Below are 17,270 nucleotides of genomic sequence, written 5' to 3' on the forward strand. Positions count from 1 at the left end.
CGTAATTTTCTCAATTCTTTCAGATGTTCATTAAATTATTAAAGATGAAATTTCTTCAAAATCAAATAATAAATTATTTATTGTAAGAAAACTGAACTTATCTTAATAATACATTCGACCTCATTGGATATTGACAAAAATCTATATTTTTGCTAGAAACGGAAGATTTTACTTACTTCAACTAAAAGCCTAATTATGGAACAAGCCATTCAGTCAGAAATTTACAAAATTCAAAATCCGGAGCACTGGGCCAGTGTTATTACCGACAATCAACTTATTGATTGTATAAAAGAATCTGAGTTCTCTCAAAAACAAGCAGACGAGGGACGTGATTATTGTTATTTTTTAGATAAAATTTATTACACCAGTGATAACGAAAACAGTGAATATGCCTGCCTGGCTTATACACTAAATGAGCCTTCTAATTTAGAGAGAGCTTCTGTTGTAGATGTAGTACTGGAAGAAAACGAAACTTACGTAATCCACCGCATCAGTGTATTGAGAGATGGTGTTTTAGTAGACAAAATCCCCGATACTAAAGTTAAAATACTGGATAGCGAAAACCAAAGCGGCGGCGGTGTTCTAAGCAGTAATAAAAAAATCAATATTACCATAAAAGACCTTCGTTTGTATGATATTTTGATTATGGAAGATTCCAGAATTAAAATTTTTACAGAACGTGATTTCCTGCGTAAAGAATTCTCCAGATATGTTTGGGTAGGACCGGACAGTTACTGGGCTTACGGAAAATACAAATTCACTTTTAAAAATGATCGTGAGAAGACAGTTGCCTACAAAAAAACATTCTTTAGAGATGAAGATGGAAATGTTCTGGAGCCGCAAATAGGTTATTTAAAAAAAGGAGAGCAATATGTTCGGGAAGAAGAAAATTATATCAATTTTGTAGATTCCAACAGGGAGGTTTCTTCTTATGTCGATTTTGCCACAGCGGCCGACTGGAAAGAATTGTCCAACTACATTTCTCCTATTTATGACGCTATTTTCGACAAGTCTTCCCTGATTGAATTTGCTCCCGATCTGGTTGAAAAACTGGACAAAATTGGTTCTAAAGACGAGCAACTCCAATTTGCCATAGAATATGTTCAAAACCATATCAATTATATTTACAATGCCGATGAGATGAACGGCCACAAGCCACAGGAACCTGCCGTGACGTTTGCCAATAAACAGGGAGACTGCAAGGCAAAATCGGTTTTATTAAAAGTTATTTTAGATTATATTGGGGTTGATTCTTCGATTATTCTGGTCAATTTTGGTACGGATTTCTATATTAAATACTATTTACCGTCGTTACTGACTTTTAATCACGTAATTGTTAAAATCAATTACAAAGAGGAAAGTTACTTTGTTGATGCGACACTACGCGATGAATTTGGGCTAATCGAAAACCGTGGTTTTATTTTCTTCCTGCATTATCTGGAAGTAAAACCAAATCTGGAATTACAGCTAAAACCACCTCATCGTTTTTCTTATTATGCCGTAGACGAAAAATCAGAACTGGTGGCACAGCAAAATGTAGGCAAGCTAAAATTAACGACAGTGTACAAAGGAAATCGTGCCAACAGCATGCGTAAATATTTTAAAAACACCAATAAAAGAGAAATCATAGACAGCTGGAATAATTTCTTCTTTTATACCTTAAATTATACCAACGACAGAAACGGAACGGATCTGAGAAAGATTTTTAAAGATGCCGTAATTGAAATTGTAAGCGATGATAAAAAACTTAACGAATTTAAAGTGGAGTATCAGACTACTATTGAAAATCCCTATTATTCCGACGATAAAAACAACCGTTTCTTAATGTATTTTGATGCTAATATTGTTAAAAACAGAGTAAGAGATTTTATACACAAAGACATCTCTTTCTGGCACAATTTTGACAATGAGAGATATGAAATCACATTAGTAACGGATCAAAAAATTGATATTAGTGAGAAATTTACGGTGCAGGAAAGTACTATCAGCAATCCGTATTTTGATTATGTAAGCCGTAAAAAAATCCACAAAAACGGAGGGACAGTTTATATCGATTCGAAGCCCCTAATTAACTTAGAAATTCCAGAAAAAGACTTTGAAGCTTTCAGGGAGGCCCATAACAAGGTTGCGGACAGTAATTATGGAATTGGGGTTGATATTATAGAAGATGGTTTGTTGAACAAGCTGAAATTCAATTTCAAAAAATTAGTAAAATAATCATACAAGAAGGAAGTTAATTGTAGGCTACAGTTTAAACACGAATTACACCAATTTGCACTAATATTAATAGTTTAACCTTGTTGGTGTTTGAATACAAGTTCTAATGATTGAAACGTTCAAATTTTTAACACATAGAAACATAGATTTGTATTGCCAAAAGAGGATACAAAAAGAAATTAATTTCTTTCAAATAGCAGGATATGTGCTTTATTTGAAGTGAAACGCCTTTTTTATAGATGCAGCACCTATGTTACTATGTGTTAAAATAAATGACATCAAAAAAAGGAGGAACTGTAGCCTATAATCTAAACACAAATTGCACCAATTTTAATCCGTTAACCTTGTTTGTGAAATTAATTCCACAAACAAATTAGTGACAATTCGTGCAATTCGTGTTACTTTTTATAGCAGTAATCTATATTTCTACGTGTTTAAAAATCTAAAGCAATTCAAAATCTGCTTTTAATTTGATATCTGCTGATGAAGCCCCAATCATGACTTCAAAATCACCCGGTTCTGCTGTCCATTCTAATTTGTTATTATAGAAAGACAGTTTCTCTTTGTCAATTGTAAATTCAATTGTTTTAGATTCTCCGGCATTTAGTTTTACTTTTTGAAAATCTCTCAATTCTAAAACCGGACGAACTACAGATCCAAATTTATCTTTTAAGTACAATTGTACGACTTCTTCTCCGGCTACTTTTCCAACATTGGATAATTGAAAAGAAATTTTTATGGTTTCCTTGTTTTTCATTTTAGTCGAAGACAATTTCAAATCAGCATAATTGAATTTTGTATAACTCAGCCCATATCCAAAAGGAAATTTGGGAGAGTTTTTCAGATCAATATAGGCTGACACATAGTTTTTTGCGTCTTCATCTTTAGGAGGTCTTCCTGTACTGAAATGATTGTAGTAAATTGGGACCTGCCCTACTTCTCTCGGAAAAGTCATAGGCAATTTTCCGGAGGGATTGTAATCTCCAAATAATACATTCGCGATTGCGGTTCCGGCTTCGGTCCCTAACCACCAAGTATAAACAATGGCCGGAACGTTATCAGCCGTCCAGTTAAAAACAAGAGGACGTCCCGCATTTATCAAAACGACCACCGGTTTTCCTGTCGCCTGAATTGCTTTTACTAGATCTTCCTGAACAACCGGCAAACGAAGATCACTGCGGCTTTTTGCTTCACCACTCATATCGCGTCGTTCTCCAATGCTCAAAATAACAACATCGGCCTGTTTAGCCGCTGCAACTGCTTCTGCAAAACCGTCTTTATTATCTCCATCTACTTCACAACCTTTGGCATACAATAATTTTGTGTTTTTACCCACTTTATTCTGCAATCCGTCCCATTGCGAAATGACCCATTTATCATAATCAACCTCCGGCAATTCTACTGACCAAAATCCCATATTGGCTTTATACTCCTTGACCATTGGACCTATGAATGCAATTGTTTTTACATTTTTTGAAATGGGTAATGTTTCGTTATCGTTCTTTAATAACACTATACTTTTTTGTGCTACCTCCAGCGCTGCTTTTCTGTTTTCAGGATTACTTAAAGCTTTATCGGCTCTTTTTTGATCAGAATAGCGGTATGGATCCTCAAATAAACCCAATTCAAATTTTTTGCGAAGAATGCGTTTCACAGCATCATCAATCAAATCAACAGCTACTTTGCCTTCTTTAACCAATTCGGCTAAATGATATCGGTAGGCATTGCTTTCCATATCCATATCACTTCCGGCAGTAATCGCGGCAAGTGCGGCAGCTTTCAGATCTTTGGAATAGCCGTGTGCTACCATTTCGCCTATCGATCCCCAGTCTGAAACTACGAATCCCTGAAAGTTCCATTTCGCTTTTAAGATGTCACGCTGTAAATGTACATTTGCTGTAGCCGGAATTCCGTTTAAGTCATTAAAGGAGTTCATAAAAGTGGCTGCCCCGGCATCAAGAGCGGCTTTGAAAGGAGGCAAATAAGTTTCCAGAAGCATTCGTTCGCTCATGTCTACCGAGTTGTAATCTCTTCCGCCCACCGCTGCACCGTAAGCTGCAAAGTGTTTTACACAAGCCATAACCGAGTTCAGATCTCCAAGTTTATTTCCCTGAAAACCTTTTACTCTGGCATAGGCTATTTTAGATCCCAGATAGGTATCTTCTCCGGCGCCTTCCATTACGCGTCCCCAACGCGGGTCACGGGCAATGTCGACCATTGGTGCAAAGGTCCAGTGAATACCACTTGCTGACGCCTCTGTAGCTGCAACTCTGGCCGCCAGTTCAATTGCTGCTAAATCCCAGCTGGCCGCTTCGGCTAAAGGAATTGGAAAGGTGGTTTTGTAACCGTGAATGACGTCCTGACCAAATAACAATGGGATTTTCAAACGAGATTGCATCGCCAATTCCTGATATTGTCTGGTATATCTTGTTCCCACAACGTTTAACATCGAACCTATAAGTCCAGCCTTTATTTCGGCCTGTTTGTTTTCGTTTATGGTAATGGGACCCGTTGCTGCGTTGTCGCCTGTATACTGATTTAGCTGACCAATTTTTTCCTCAAGGGTCATTTTTTTTAATAGCGCATTTACTTTTTGATCTACTTTTTCTTGTTGAGCTGCCGCAAAAAACGACACCATTAGTAAAGTGAATGTGGTTATTTTTTTCATACTTAATTTAGATTTACCATACGTAAGTTGCTACCGAACCTGCGTCCAATGATGTTGAAACTTGTTTTTGATTCTCTTTTATATTGAAGTTCTCTTTGTTTGCACCATCGTTTTCGACAATTAAAACGATATTTCCGGCTGGTGTTTTAAAGGCTACATTATACAGATTCCCACTAATGTTACTTGCTATTCTCACAGAACCTTCGGGAACAAATTTTGAGGCGTGACCAATAATATAGTAACCTACTTCTCTTTTAATGTTCTGATTTTTATCAATCATCAAAGCTCCTTTACATGTCGAACATCCACCCGGTGTAAAGGGTTCATAATTTTCATTATTAGCCAATCCCCACGAAAGTGCATTCACACTCCAGTTACGCATAGAACCAATGACAACATTTTTCACACTCCATTTTAAATCAGATTCAAAACTACTGCCCGAACCGGTATATTGTTCTGTAAAATACAACTCTTTTTTGGGATAGGCATTATGAACGGTGGTTAAAGCACTAATATCTCCTTCATACAAATGAAAGGCCGAACCTGCTACAAAAGGCAATGCTTTTGGATCATTCAAAATCGTTAAAGGATATTCGGGTTTGTTGCAATTGTGGTCGTAAACTACAATTTTGGTTTTAATTTTAGCTTTTGCAAAAGCAGGGCCCAAATTTGTTTTGATGAACTCGGCCTGCTGCAATGCCGTCATATGCATACTTGGGTTGTTACCCGGATGCAAGGGCTCGTTTTGTGGCGTTATGGCATCAATTACAATTCCGTGCGATTTCATTGCCTGTATGTATTTTACAAAATAATCAGCATAAACCTGATAGTACTTGGGCTGTAAACTTCCACCTTTCGAACTTCCGTTGTCTTTCATCCAAACGGGCGGTGACCATGGCGAACCCATAATTTTCAACTGTGGATTTATGGCTAAAATCTCTTTTAAAAGCGGCACTACATCCTTTAAATCGGGTCCCAGATCAAAGTGCTCTAATTTTAAATCAGTTTGCCCTTCGGGCCTATCATCATACGAAAAAACTTTTTCATTCAAATCAGAAGCGCCAATACTAATTCGCAGATAACTCAAACCAATAGCATCATTTTTTCTAGAAAACAATTCCTGAAGCAATGCCTCTTTTTTGGTTTTATCGAGTTTTAATATGGTTTGGGCACTTCCTCCTGTCAAGGAAAAACCAAAACCTTCAATAGTCTGAAATTTTTGAGAAGCGTCTACCAAAATCGTCGGATTCGAATTGGTTTCATTATTAAAAACCAAATCACTTTGCTTTTGAAGTTTTGAAGATTCATTAGTAGTGGTGATCCAGGCTTCGGCTTTTCCGGATTGGACAACTGAGTTTTTTGAAGTTCCACATTTTATCTGAACTGCGATGAGCGGCAGTAAGAGTAAAATCTGAAGTTTTTTGTTGATGTTTTTCATTTTAATCTATTTCTATTAAGACAGGCAAATGATCTGACGGATATCTTAAATCCTTGGAATCACTTAAGACTGCGTGTTTTTGAATTTTTAATCCGCTGTTTTTGGAGATAAAAATATAATCCAGTAATAAGGTAACTGGTTCATTGTGTTTGAAATCATTAAAAGTGCCGGAAGGACCAAAAGGTTTTTCTTTCGAAACCTCTTGTGTATCCTCCATCACTTTTTTGATCTCTTTAATTTGTTTTGTGTTGGGTTCTGAATTAAAATCTCCCATTAAAAACACAGGATAATTTTTAGTATTTATTTCTTTTATTTTGGAGAGAACCAGCTCTACTCCTTTTACACGGGCCACTTCACCCATATGATCAAGATGCAGGTTGAAAACCCAAAACTCTTTTTTTGTTTTTAAATCTTTAAACAATCCATAGGTACAAACTCTGTTACAGGCAGCATCCCAGCCTCTTGAAACCACAGTTGGTGTTTCCGACAACCAGAAAGTGTTGCTGTGCTGTACCTGAAAACGATCTTTTTTATAGTAAATCGTGCAGGCTTCTCCCGTTCCTTTCTCTTCCCTTCCTATTCCAAATTGGTTGTAATCTTTAAAAGCGGAAGCAATATCGACCACCTGATTGGGCAGTGCTTCCTGAATTCCAAAAATATCCGGACTGTAAAATCTGATTTGAGAATTAAAATAATCTTTCCGGTTCGGCCAGGCGTTTTGTCCGTCAGAAGCAACATCCAAACGAATATTATAGGTCATCAATTTTACATTCTGGCCATAAAATGAGCCACTAACTAAAAGCAGAAGCAGTACGAGAGCAATTGTGTTTGTCTTTTTCATCTTAAAAAATTTGATTCGTAAAGCTAGCATTTCATTGGTCTCGAAGAAAAATATAAACTTCAAAATAATGTTAATTTAACCCGTTGGATGTATTTAAACACATAGAAAGTTTGCAGTCACGATTTTCAGTCGCAGTTTACAGTCACGGTTTACAGTCGCATTTCACATCTAACATCCAACATTTTACATTTTACATTTTACGCATCTATTTTTTCTGTTCTGAAAAATCTAAATAATTCAGGTTGAAGTCTCCTTTTTCGAAAACAACTTTAATTTTTTGTGTTCCGGTATTTAATGCTATTCCCGATAAAACAACTGTTTTCCATTTATCATTTCCTCCCGTGGCTGGCAGCGTAAGGACTTCAGATCTCTTTCCATTTTGTGTTTCGAGATATAGTTTTCCCTCTGCATTTTCGCCCGAATAACGAATCGCTACTTTGTATGTTTTTTGTTTTGCCACCTGGGCAGTAAACTGTAACCACTCTCCGTCTTCGATAAAGGAAACCTGATACCCGTTTGATCCGGCATCTTTGCAGGGCAGAATATCTACACCATCATTTCGCATCGAATTTCCTTTGTTCCACTCGTCAAATTTTCCGGTTTCGACTCTGTAGTTTATAAAATCTGTATCAGAATATGCATATCCATTGCTTCCTAAATCGTATTGCGTTGCTGCAATTTTCCCCGGAATCAAATGTTTTTTATAGGGTTTTGTATCGTTGGTTTGTACCTGTCTAAACATGGCATCAATCACGTCCGGTTTAACAGTTACATTCTCCATTTTATAATTATCGGCCATTTTCATTAGCGTTTTTTTCGCAAAATCAGCAGCTGGTTTTTGACCGCCCTCTTTCCAATATTTTAATAAAACATCGTATTCCGGAATCTTGGTTACAGAAGTAACTCCTGCTATGTTTTCGATCTTTTTCATGGGCCAGAACGCCCACCCGATATTGTTGCTTTCTACCAATGTCAATACATCCTTGAACCAGACATTCGAGTTTTCGCCGCTTTCTCCAAGCCAGATCGGCACATTGTATTGCGTTCGGTAATCGAGCATTTTCTGAATCGACGCTTTGGTATTGTAGTTCCAGTATTTATGAAAACTCAAAGCCATATTCTCATCCCATAAAGGAAAAATTCCGTTGTAATTATTCCCCCAACAATTTCCTTCAATAAAAATTAAATGGTTGGTATCGACTTCCCGAATGGCTTTTGTAACCCGAACCATCAGCTCTCTTAAAGGGCCGTTGGAGTTTTCGTCACAGCCGTTTTTGTTTGTTCCGGTAAAATTCCAATTGGGTTCATTGATAATGTCGTAAGCCCCAATCCACGGGTTGTCTCTGTAACGCGACGCCAGTTTTTTCCATAACGCAATCATTTTTTTCTGATTGGCTTCACTCTCCCATAAGGAAGGTTTGGTAGTATCATAATCTGAAATTGCCGCATCATTCCCCTGTCCTCCGGGAGCAGCGTGCAGGTCGAGAATAAGGTATATTTTATTTTCGGCACACCATTTTAATAAATTGTCGGTCATAGTAAATCCCTCTTCGATCCAGGTAATTTCTCCATTTTTTTCTTCCTGAATGGATGGTGTGTACAAATTATAGTGCATCGGCAAACGAATGGAATTGAAACCCCAGGCTGCTAAAGAATCTATATCGCGTTTTGTAATTCCGTTTGCTTTATAGGCTGCATAAAACTCTTTTGTTCCCTGTTCTCCAATGACATCCTGAATTTTTTGTTTGATAACATATTGAGGGCTTGCGAAAGGTTGCGTTTGTAACATATACCCTTCCTGCACCATCCAGCCGCCTAAACCTAATCCTCTTAATACGATATTTTTTCCGTTTCCGTCCACAATTTTCTGCCCGTCTCTGTGCAAAAAACCCTGTCCAAAAATAGTAGCCGAAAGCAAAAGTTGTAATGCTATAATTATTTTTTTCATCTGAAAACTATTTATTTTCTTTAATCAATTATTTCCATATATAAGTCCCGACAGCTCCTCCGTCTAAGGAGGTCGTAATCCACTTACCGTCAAACTTAATATTGAAGTTTACACTTCCCGCTCCGTCATTTTCCACAAGGAGAACCTTTGAGCCTGAGGGCGTGAGGAAGGCTACATTTTGCAGGCTCCCGTTTATATTGCTGCCAATTCTGACCGAACCTGCCGGAACAAATTTAGACGCATGCGCAATAATGTAATAAGCTACATTACGCTGAAAACTTTCACCCGAATTAATGGTTAGCGCGCCTTTACAAGTAGTACAGCCGCCTGCCGTATGAGGTTCAAAAGCCGCATTGTTGACTAAATTCCATTCCAATGCATTTTTGCTCCAGTTGCGCATCGAACCGATGATTACATTTTTAAGATGCCATTTTAAATCTCCTCCAAAATCCCCTGTTGAAGCGGTAAACTGTTCTGTGAAATAAATATTCTTGGTGGGATAAGCGTTATAAACTTCTGAAAGAGCCGTAATGTCACCGGCATACAAGTGAAAAGCCGAACCATCTACAAAAGGATATGCCACGGCATCCGCTAAAATCGCTTTGGGATAATTGGGATTGTCACAATTGTGATCGTATGCAATAATTTTGGTCGTAATATTGGCTGTTTTAAAGGCAGGTCCTAAATGATTTTTAATGAAATCCATTTGTTCTAAAGCCGACATTTCCATACTTGGATTATTACCACCATGCAAGGGTTCATTCTGAGGAGTTATGGCGTCAATAGCAATTCCTTCCGCTTTCATTTGCTGAATGTATTTTACAAAATACTTCGCATAAACTTCGTAATATTTGGTTTGTAACTTCCCTCCAACAAAGCTGTTTTTATCTTTCATCCAAAGAGGCGCAGACCAGGGCGTTGCCAAAATTAAAATCTTGGGATTGATTGCCAGAATCTGTTTCAAAAGCGCAAGGACTCCGTTTCGGTCTTTGTCTAAACTGAACTTTGTCAGATCTAAATCAGTAGCTCCAATAGGGATATCATTATAGGTAAAGGGTTCCGAATTTAAATCTGATGCTCCAATACTAATTCTAATGTAACTCACTCCAATTGCTGTTTCTGAGGTACCAAACAGTTCCTGTAAAAGCGCTGCTTTTTTTGTTGCATTTAATTGATTGATGACGCTCGCACTTCCACCCGTCAGAGTATAGCCAAAACCATCAATGGTCTGGTATTTTTGAGCTGCATTTACTTCAATGTTTGGATAACTATTAACGATCGTGTTAAATCCTAAGTTTCCGGATTGCTTTGCCAATAAAACACTCTGATCTCCTTTTGTGAGCCAAAAATCGATATCATTCACTACTACAACTGGCGGTACGACCGGAGGAACAACGGCATCATTGGATGATGAACAACTTAATTCTAAAACTAATATAAGCGCAATTAAAATTTTATTTAGGTTTCTCATTGTTACTTTAAAAGAGATTTGATTTAAGTTTGAAATCAATTGAGGATTAATCCTGAAGATCAGATTAGCCCCTCAATTGGAAAAGAACACTAATAAACAAGTGTTTGTATCGCATGTGCCGGAATTTTTACTACAGCCTGTTCAGCAGCTATGATTAAATTGTAGGTCACATCTTTGTCTGTCTGATTCATTACAACAGTTGCCATTGTACCATCTGCATTTAAAAATGACGTACTTAACAAAGCGCTTCTGCTTACAGCAGAACTTACTCTCACGGCATTTAAGTGAATAAATTTTGAAAAATGTCCGATGTAATAATAAGATGGAGTGTAGATTAATTCTCCGGTTGTAGTATCGGCGTGAATGGGTGAAAAGCAAAAATTACCCACATGATTAGGTCCTCCATTTTGATCTAAAAGAATGTTCCAGTCGGTCCATCCTGCCGTTCCATTGTTAAAATCATTAATAATAGAGATTCCATATCGTTCTCCATTGCCCCAAAATTGGTATTTCTTGGCATCAAATTTTTCTACACAGCCTTCTGTAAACAACAAACCTTTGTTAGGATAGGCTTCATTTACTTTGGCTACGTTGTCAAACATTGAGGCTCCTCCAGACCAGTTTTCGTACCAGTGAAACCCCATTCCCCACACATATTTTGATGCTTCGGGATCTGTATAAATCACATTTGCTCTGTAATTCATTAAATCGCGATTGTGGTCCCATGCAATAATTTTTACCTTACTCAATTGCTCCTTTTTTAAAGTTGGTCCAAGGAAATTTTTAATAAAGTCTCTTTCTTCCTCAGCAGTATAAATACACGATTCCCATTTTTGAACCGCCATAGGCTCATTTTGAGTAGAAGTTCCCCAAATTGGGATTCCTTCTTTTTCATAGGCTTTTATAAATTTGACATAAAAGTTGGCCCACGTCTGATAGTATTCCGGCAGTAAGGTTCCGCCTTTTAAAACGTCTTTATTGCTTTTCATAAAAGCATTTGGCGACCATGGTGCTGCATAAGTAGTTAATTTTCCACCCGCCGTTTTTATGGCCTGTTTGATCAACGGAATACGATATTGCTTGTCGTGATCAATCGAAAACGTTTTTAAATCTTTATCTTCTTCTTTGATATAAGAATAGCTTCCACTGCTAAAATCAGAACTTTGGATTGTGGTTCTTAGCAATGAATAGCCTATCCCTTTTTCTTTATCGTAGTAGGCATTTAAGAATTCAGTTTGTTTTTCTTTTGAAAGTTTAGCAAAAACTTCGGCACTTGCATCGGTAATGGCTCCTCCGATTCCCATGAAAGTCTGAAATTTTTTAGACGGTTCTACAAAAATAGAAGCCTCTATTTCAAGCGGCTGTTTTGCCGATGAAAAACTTAGATTAGCCGTAGAAGCCAATCTCAAATTTGAGTTTTCAGCAGTGGTGTAAACCGTTATCTTTTTTCCGTTGGTTGTAAATTCTTTTTTTGTTTTAGACTGCTGTGCGAAAGCCGACAACGAAAATAAAAAACATAGTATTTTAAAACTATTTTTTCTCATTCTTACAGTATTATTTTTAATTCTAAAATTGATTTTTTACTGAGCTCTTTTCAATAAAAATGGTTCGAGACCGCTCAAGAGATTTAAAAAATAGCCCATACTCATACTGATTATGGGCTATTGCCAACCAAACTTAAACTTAACTCAAAACTTCCTTTTCAGCGTCCTTCAACGCTTGTTATCGTAGTGTTGCAATCAGCGAAGAAATTGCTGTTGCTTTAGTATCGCAACTATCCAGTATTCCTAATATTAAAGACAACATTAGGAATACTTTATAGCTGGATTTTATTTGTGTTTTTGAACTTGTTAACCCTCTATTGGTAATTCGGATTTTGTTTCAACTTTGTACCATTAAGTTCTGTATAAGGTATCGGGAAAATTTCGTCTGTACCGGCATTAAACCCTCTGTCGGCCAGTGCAGAGGCTGCATCTCCCCAACGTACCAAATCAAAAAATCGATGCCCCTCACCGGCTAACTCCATTCTTCTCTCGTTTTTAATTGCTGCTAAGGTTACAGGAACTGAAGGCAAATGCGCTCTTTTTCTAACTTCGTCAAGTAATGCCTGCGCTCTGGCTCCTGATCCTAAAGCCTCGGCTTCCATTAAATAGGTGTCAGCAAGTCGGATGATATACGAATTTTGTTTGTAGTTCAACTCCGCATTACCTCCACCGGTACGAACATCTGACTGTCTTGGAAGGTATTTGTTAAGGAAGTAACCAGTATCCTGATAAGCCGGAATGTAGTTTGCCTTACCTGCTGCTTTTAAAGCTTTTAAATCTAATATAGTAGCTCCAAATCTTGGATCATCTTTCATTACGTCATACAGCTTTTGAGTAGCCACATTAAAAGCCCATCCTGAAGGAAGATCAGGCGCAGTAGAACCTGTTGGTCTTGAATATCCTCTTGGTCCAACCATAATGTTTAGTGTATTTCCTTCATCTCTACCTGTTCCCCAAAATGTCCAGTCAGAATTCCCTGCGCTGGTATGAGATACTTCTAATAATGACTCTGCATTAAATTTATTTGTAGTCACCCACAGGTCACTAAATTCAGGCAGTAATTTATTTCCGTATTGATTTACCTGACCCGGTGTACCATTCACTTGTGCTAAAACAGCCGCTGCTTGAGGATTTTTACCTTCAAACAAATATACTTTTCCTAATATCGCCTGTGCTGCCCCTTTGTTCAGTCTTCCGGCTTCAGTCTCGGCAACAACGGTATTAGGCAAAGCAGCAATTGCTTCTAATAAATCTTTTTCGATTTGCGCATAAATTACACTTGGTGCAACCTGCTCCGGATCGTAAATCGTCTGCGTATTTAAAGGCACCAAAACCAACGGAATGTTTTTAAACAATCTCACTAAATTGAAATAGTAAAGTGCACGTAAGGTTTTAGCTTCTGCAGCAAATCTGGCTCTTACTGTTTCGCTCATAGTAGCACCCGGAAGTTTATCTAATAAAATATTTGCTCTGGAAACTCCCTGGTAATGATCGTTCCAGTAACTTCCTGGAATACTGATAGAAGTAAGAGAGTGCGTAGAGAAATTCTGGATTCCGTTTCCGTCTGTCGCGCTTCCGCCTCCGGCATAAAAATCGTCCGATCCGGCATTTAGCATTGCAACAAGGTTTTCGAAACCGCCTGTATTTTTTCTTATTGGATCGTAAACTCCCATTAATGCGGCGTAACATTGTTGTTCGTTAGAGAAATAAGTACTGGTATCAAATTTTCCCTGCGGATCAATCGTTACAAAATCTTCAGAACAAGATCCAAGAACAGCCATTGCAGCAGCAATGTATAGGTATTTAAATTTTATAGTTTTCATGATGCTTTTAATTTTTAGAATTGAACGTTAGCGCCTAACAAAATAGATCTGGCTTGTGGATAAACTCCTTTATCTACACCATAAACCTGTCCTCCAATTTCCGGATCAAATCCACTGTATTTCGTAAAAGTGAGCAAGTTTTCTCCAGTTAAGTAAAAACGAACTTTGTCTGAACCGATCTTAGAAGATAAGTTAGTCGGAAGAGTGTATCCAAGCTGAACGATTTTTAAACGCAGGTAATTGCCGTTTTCAAGATAAAAATCAGACATATTACTGAAGTTTTTATTTGGATCATTATTTGTTAATCTAGGATAATCGTTTGAAGTTCCTTCTCCTGACCAGTGTCCTAACGCGCTTGTCTGATAGTTTGCATTCAGGATATCCAGTCTTCGTAATCCCTGGAAAATTTTACTTCCCGCAGCTCCCTGAGCAAATGCCATGAAATCAAAGTTTTTATAATCCAGATTTACAGTAAATCCAAAACTATATTTTGGGATATTAGTTCCTAAGAATTGTTTGTCGTCATCTGTAATAGCTCCGTCACCATTGGTATCTGTCCAACGGAAATCTCCCGGTTTGGCATTTGGCTGAATTAGACCTCCTGCAGCATTTTTGTAGGCAGCAACTTCGGCATCATTCTGAAAAATACCTGCTGTTTTAAAACCATAAAACTCGTTGAAGGAATGACCAACCTGCGTTCTTGTTACCGGTCCCATAGACTGGAAAGTAGCGTCTCCAACAATGTAATTGGTAGACGATCCAACGTAAGTGATCTCATTTTTTAAATAGGCAAAATTGGCATTAACCCCCAAATTGAAATCCCCAAGTTTTTTTCTGTAGCCCAATTCAACTTCAAAACCACTGTTATCCATATCTGCAATATTAGCCGAAGGAGCATCAACAACTCCAACATATCCCGGAATAACAACATTTCTTAAAATTCCTTTCGTGCTCTTTTTGAAGTAATCCAGAGTTAGGGAAAAATCACTAAAAATCTTTGCATCAAGACCTACCGTAGTCTGTGAGGTTTCTTCCCATCCTAAATCTGCGTTAGGTAAAGTAGAGTTTCCATAACCGGTTGTGATTGAACCTGTATTTCCAACAGAATAATTGTATCCTCCAACAACCAAACCTCTGTATTTAAAATCCTCTATATTATCATTACCAACAACTCCATATCCGCCTCGCAATTTTAAACTATTCACTGCATTATTCTCTTTCCAGAAACCTTCTTTCGAAATCACCCATCCTAAAGAGAAGGAAGGGAAAACTCCCCATTTTTTATTCTCACCAAAACGAGTTGATCCATCACGACGAATGATCCCTGTAAAAAGATATTTTTCTAAATAATCATAATTGGCACGCAAAAACAAGGATGCCAATTTGTGTTCTACAAGATCAGTTGCTCTGTTTACACGATCCGTTTGAGGAATATCAAAATTGAAAGACGCATCTTTATAGCTTGTAATTGGCAAACCAAACATAGTTACCCCAATCGTACCTCCAATGTTTTCTACATAAGCACCTTGCCCTGCCAAAACATTTACACTATGATTACCAAATTTATTAGAGTAAGCCAATGTATTTTCCAGCGTCCAAGAGAATGATTTGTTATTGTCCTGACTGTAATTGTTTCGGTCCTCTTTCATGTTTGGATTTAAGAAGAAGATCGGAGTAAAACCTTGTTTCCCCCAATAAGCGATCTTACCCCCAAGTGTAGTTCTAAATTTTAAATGACTTGTAATATTTGCCTCTAAATAAGCGTTTCCAACAAAATCATCTGACCAGTCAAAACCGCCCAGTCTTGTCTGAGTATAAGCCAAAGGATTGGTCATCTCTTGTTGTACCAAGGACGAAATTCCATAAAGATTTCCGTTTGCATCTCTAACTGCATTTGGATTGGTATAAAAACCAGTACCTGCAACTGCCGGATCTGTCACGGTTAACGGAGTAAGCGGATCTAAGTTAATTGCCGAACTTAAAGGTCCACCAAACTCACTGTTTGTGTTTCCGATACCTTTGGTTTTTTGGTGTGTGTAACCAAAAGTTTGTCCAAACGTAAAATAGTCTGAAATTTTATGGGTAGAGTTTAAACGGAAGTTTTTCTTTGTATAGTTCGAAATGTCTGTTGCAACAATTCCTTCCTGATCCTGTATCCCGAAAGAAACATAAAAAGTAGATTTTTCACTACCTCCGCTAATGCTTAATTCATGTGTATATCTAAAAGCAGAATTATTAAAGATCGCATCCTGCCAGTCTGTACCTTTTCCTAAAGATGCCGGATTAGGATACTTGATAGCACCACCGTCTGCTACAGACTTATCATTCATTATTCTTCCATATTGCTCTGCATTTAACAAATCCAATCTTTTAGCCGGAGCTGAAGTCCCTGCAAAACCATTATAATTCACAGAAATTTTTCCTGATTTTCCTTTTTTAGTGGTTACCAGAATAACCCCGGTTGCAGCACGAGTACCATAGATTGCGGCAGAAGCAGCATCTTTAAGGACTTCGATAGACTCGATATCACTCTGATTGATAAAACCAATTGCGTTTGCATCTACAGCAATACCATCAACCACCCATAAAGGATCATTACCACCTTCTCTAAAAGTAGTTACACCTCTAACACGAACTTTTGAAGCAGAGCCTGGTTGTCCTGATGTAGCAGCTACTGATACACCGGCGACTCTACCTTGTAAAGATTGTTCCACTCTACCATTCGGCACTTTTTCCAAATCGGCAGATTTTACGCTGGAGATTGCTCCTGTGACCACTGATTTCTTTTGAGTACCATATCCTACTACCACAACCTCATTTAACGACTGTGATTCCGGTATTAACTTAATTGAAATTTTTGTTCTTCCATTTACAGCTTCATTAACTGGAGCATATCCAATAAAAGTGATTGTTAACGTCCCATTTGAAGGAACTTGTATTTGGAATTTTCCATCAAAATCAGATGCTGTTGCTTTGGTTGTGCCTTTTAATAAAATAGACGCACCCGGAACTGGCATTCCACTTTCATCATTTATGGTTCCGCTTACCGTAATATCCTGTGCCATTGCGATAACTGAAAACAATAGAGACGAAATACAAAAAGTAAGTAATTTTGTTAATTTCATTTTTCTAAAAATTTTGGTTAATTAATTAGTAATTTGATGCAATAATAATCCTAAATTTCTACTATCGGCAATTAACATTCACTACAAAAACACATCAAACTAAATTTATATGCCATACAAAAACACATCATTTTTTTTATAAACAACTAATTTACAACTAATTAATGTTTAATTTTAAGATGTTATCAAAATGTT

Annotated in this window: 9 protein-coding genes; 1 reads left to right on the forward strand and 8 read right to left on the reverse strand. The window is 37.5% G+C overall.

All coding sequences use genetic code 11. The features are described from left to right. Positions 1-195: 195 nt before the first annotated feature. Positions 196-2,217 (forward strand): DUF3857 domain-containing protein, encoded by a 2,022-nt coding sequence (locus FLA105534_RS01685; protein WP_173964318.1) that lies wholly within the window; start codon positions 196-198, stop codon positions 2,215-2,217. 442 nt (positions 2,218-2,659) lie between these two features. Here the strand turns inward: FLA105534_RS01685 and FLA105534_RS01690 are convergent, their stop codons facing one another. The 8 genes from FLA105534_RS01690 to FLA105534_RS01725 form a co-directional block, all read right to left on the reverse strand. Further along, positions 2,660-4,885 (reverse strand): glycoside hydrolase family 3 N-terminal domain-containing protein, encoded by a 2,226-nt coding sequence (locus tag FLA105534_RS01690; RefSeq protein ID WP_173964319.1) that lies wholly within the window; start codon positions 4,883-4,885, stop codon positions 2,660-2,662. A 13-nt stretch (positions 4,886-4,898) separates the two neighbouring features. Further along, entirely contained in the window at positions 4,899-6,323 is a 1,425-nt protein-coding gene (locus tag FLA105534_RS01695) for a glycoside hydrolase family 30 protein (protein WP_173964320.1), read from the reverse strand. A gap of 1 nt (position 6,324) precedes the next feature. Next, positions 6,325-7,164: an endonuclease/exonuclease/phosphatase family protein gene (locus tag FLA105534_RS01700; protein WP_173964321.1), complete on the reverse strand. Its 840-nt coding sequence runs from the start codon at positions 7,162-7,164 to the stop codon at positions 6,325-6,327. Between the two features lie 205 nt (positions 7,165-7,369). Beyond that, a complete protein-coding gene (locus FLA105534_RS01705) occupies positions 7,370-9,112 on the reverse strand; it encodes a cellulase family glycosylhydrolase (protein ID WP_173964322.1) in 1,743 nt (580 codons plus the stop codon). 28 nt (positions 9,113-9,140) lie between these two features. Beyond that, on the reverse strand, positions 9,141-10,583 hold the full coding sequence (locus FLA105534_RS01710; RefSeq protein WP_173964323.1) for a glycoside hydrolase family 30 protein: 1,443 nt from the start codon (positions 10,581-10,583) through the stop codon (positions 9,141-9,143). An 89-nt stretch (positions 10,584-10,672) separates the two neighbouring features. After that, complete coding sequence (locus FLA105534_RS01715) at positions 10,673-12,127, reverse strand: glycoside hydrolase family 30 protein (protein WP_173964324.1); 1,455 nt, start codon at positions 12,125-12,127, stop codon at positions 10,673-10,675. Positions 12,128-12,441: 314 nt separating this feature from the next. Next, positions 12,442-13,950: a RagB/SusD family nutrient uptake outer membrane protein gene (locus FLA105534_RS01720; protein ID WP_173964325.1), complete on the reverse strand. Its 1,509-nt coding sequence runs from the start codon at positions 13,948-13,950 to the stop codon at positions 12,442-12,444. 14 nt (positions 13,951-13,964) lie between these two features. Beyond that, complete coding sequence (locus FLA105534_RS01725; RefSeq protein ID WP_173964326.1) at positions 13,965-17,075, reverse strand: SusC/RagA family TonB-linked outer membrane protein; 3,111 nt, start codon at positions 17,073-17,075, stop codon at positions 13,965-13,967. Positions 17,076-17,270: the final 195 nt, after the last annotated feature.

Source organism: Flavobacterium collinsii (genome assembly GCF_902804485.1).
Lineage (GTDB): Bacteria > Bacteroidota > Bacteroidia > Flavobacteriales > Flavobacteriaceae > Flavobacterium > Flavobacterium collinsii.

Bases quoted from the DNA above. Each gene is read 5' to 3' on its own strand.
- FLA105534_RS01685 (WP_173964318.1), top strand. From the start codon at position 196: ATGGAACAAGCCATTCAGTCAGAAATTTACAAAATTCAAAATCCGGAG.
- FLA105534_RS01690 (WP_173964319.1), bottom strand. From the start codon at position 4,885: ATGAAAAAAATAACCACATTCACTTTACTAATGGTGTCGTTTTTTGCG.
- FLA105534_RS01695 (WP_173964320.1), bottom strand. From the start codon at position 6,323: ATGAAAAACATCAACAAAAAACTTCAGATTTTACTCTTACTGCCGCTC.
- FLA105534_RS01700 (WP_173964321.1), bottom strand. From the start codon at position 7,164: ATGAAAAAGACAAACACAATTGCTCTCGTACTGCTTCTGCTTTTAGTT.
- FLA105534_RS01705 (WP_173964322.1), bottom strand. From the start codon at position 9,112: ATGAAAAAAATAATTATAGCATTACAACTTTTGCTTTCGGCTACTATT.
- FLA105534_RS01710 (WP_173964323.1), bottom strand. From the start codon at position 10,583: ATGAGAAACCTAAATAAAATTTTAATTGCGCTTATATTAGTTTTAGAA.
- FLA105534_RS01715 (WP_173964324.1), bottom strand. From the start codon at position 12,127: ATGAGAAAAAATAGTTTTAAAATACTATGTTTTTTATTTTCGTTGTCG.
- FLA105534_RS01720 (WP_173964325.1), bottom strand. From the start codon at position 13,950: ATGAAAACTATAAAATTTAAATACCTATACATTGCTGCTGCAATGGCT.
- FLA105534_RS01725 (WP_173964326.1), bottom strand. From the start codon at position 17,075: ATGAAATTAACAAAATTACTTACTTTTTGTATTTCGTCTCTATTGTTT.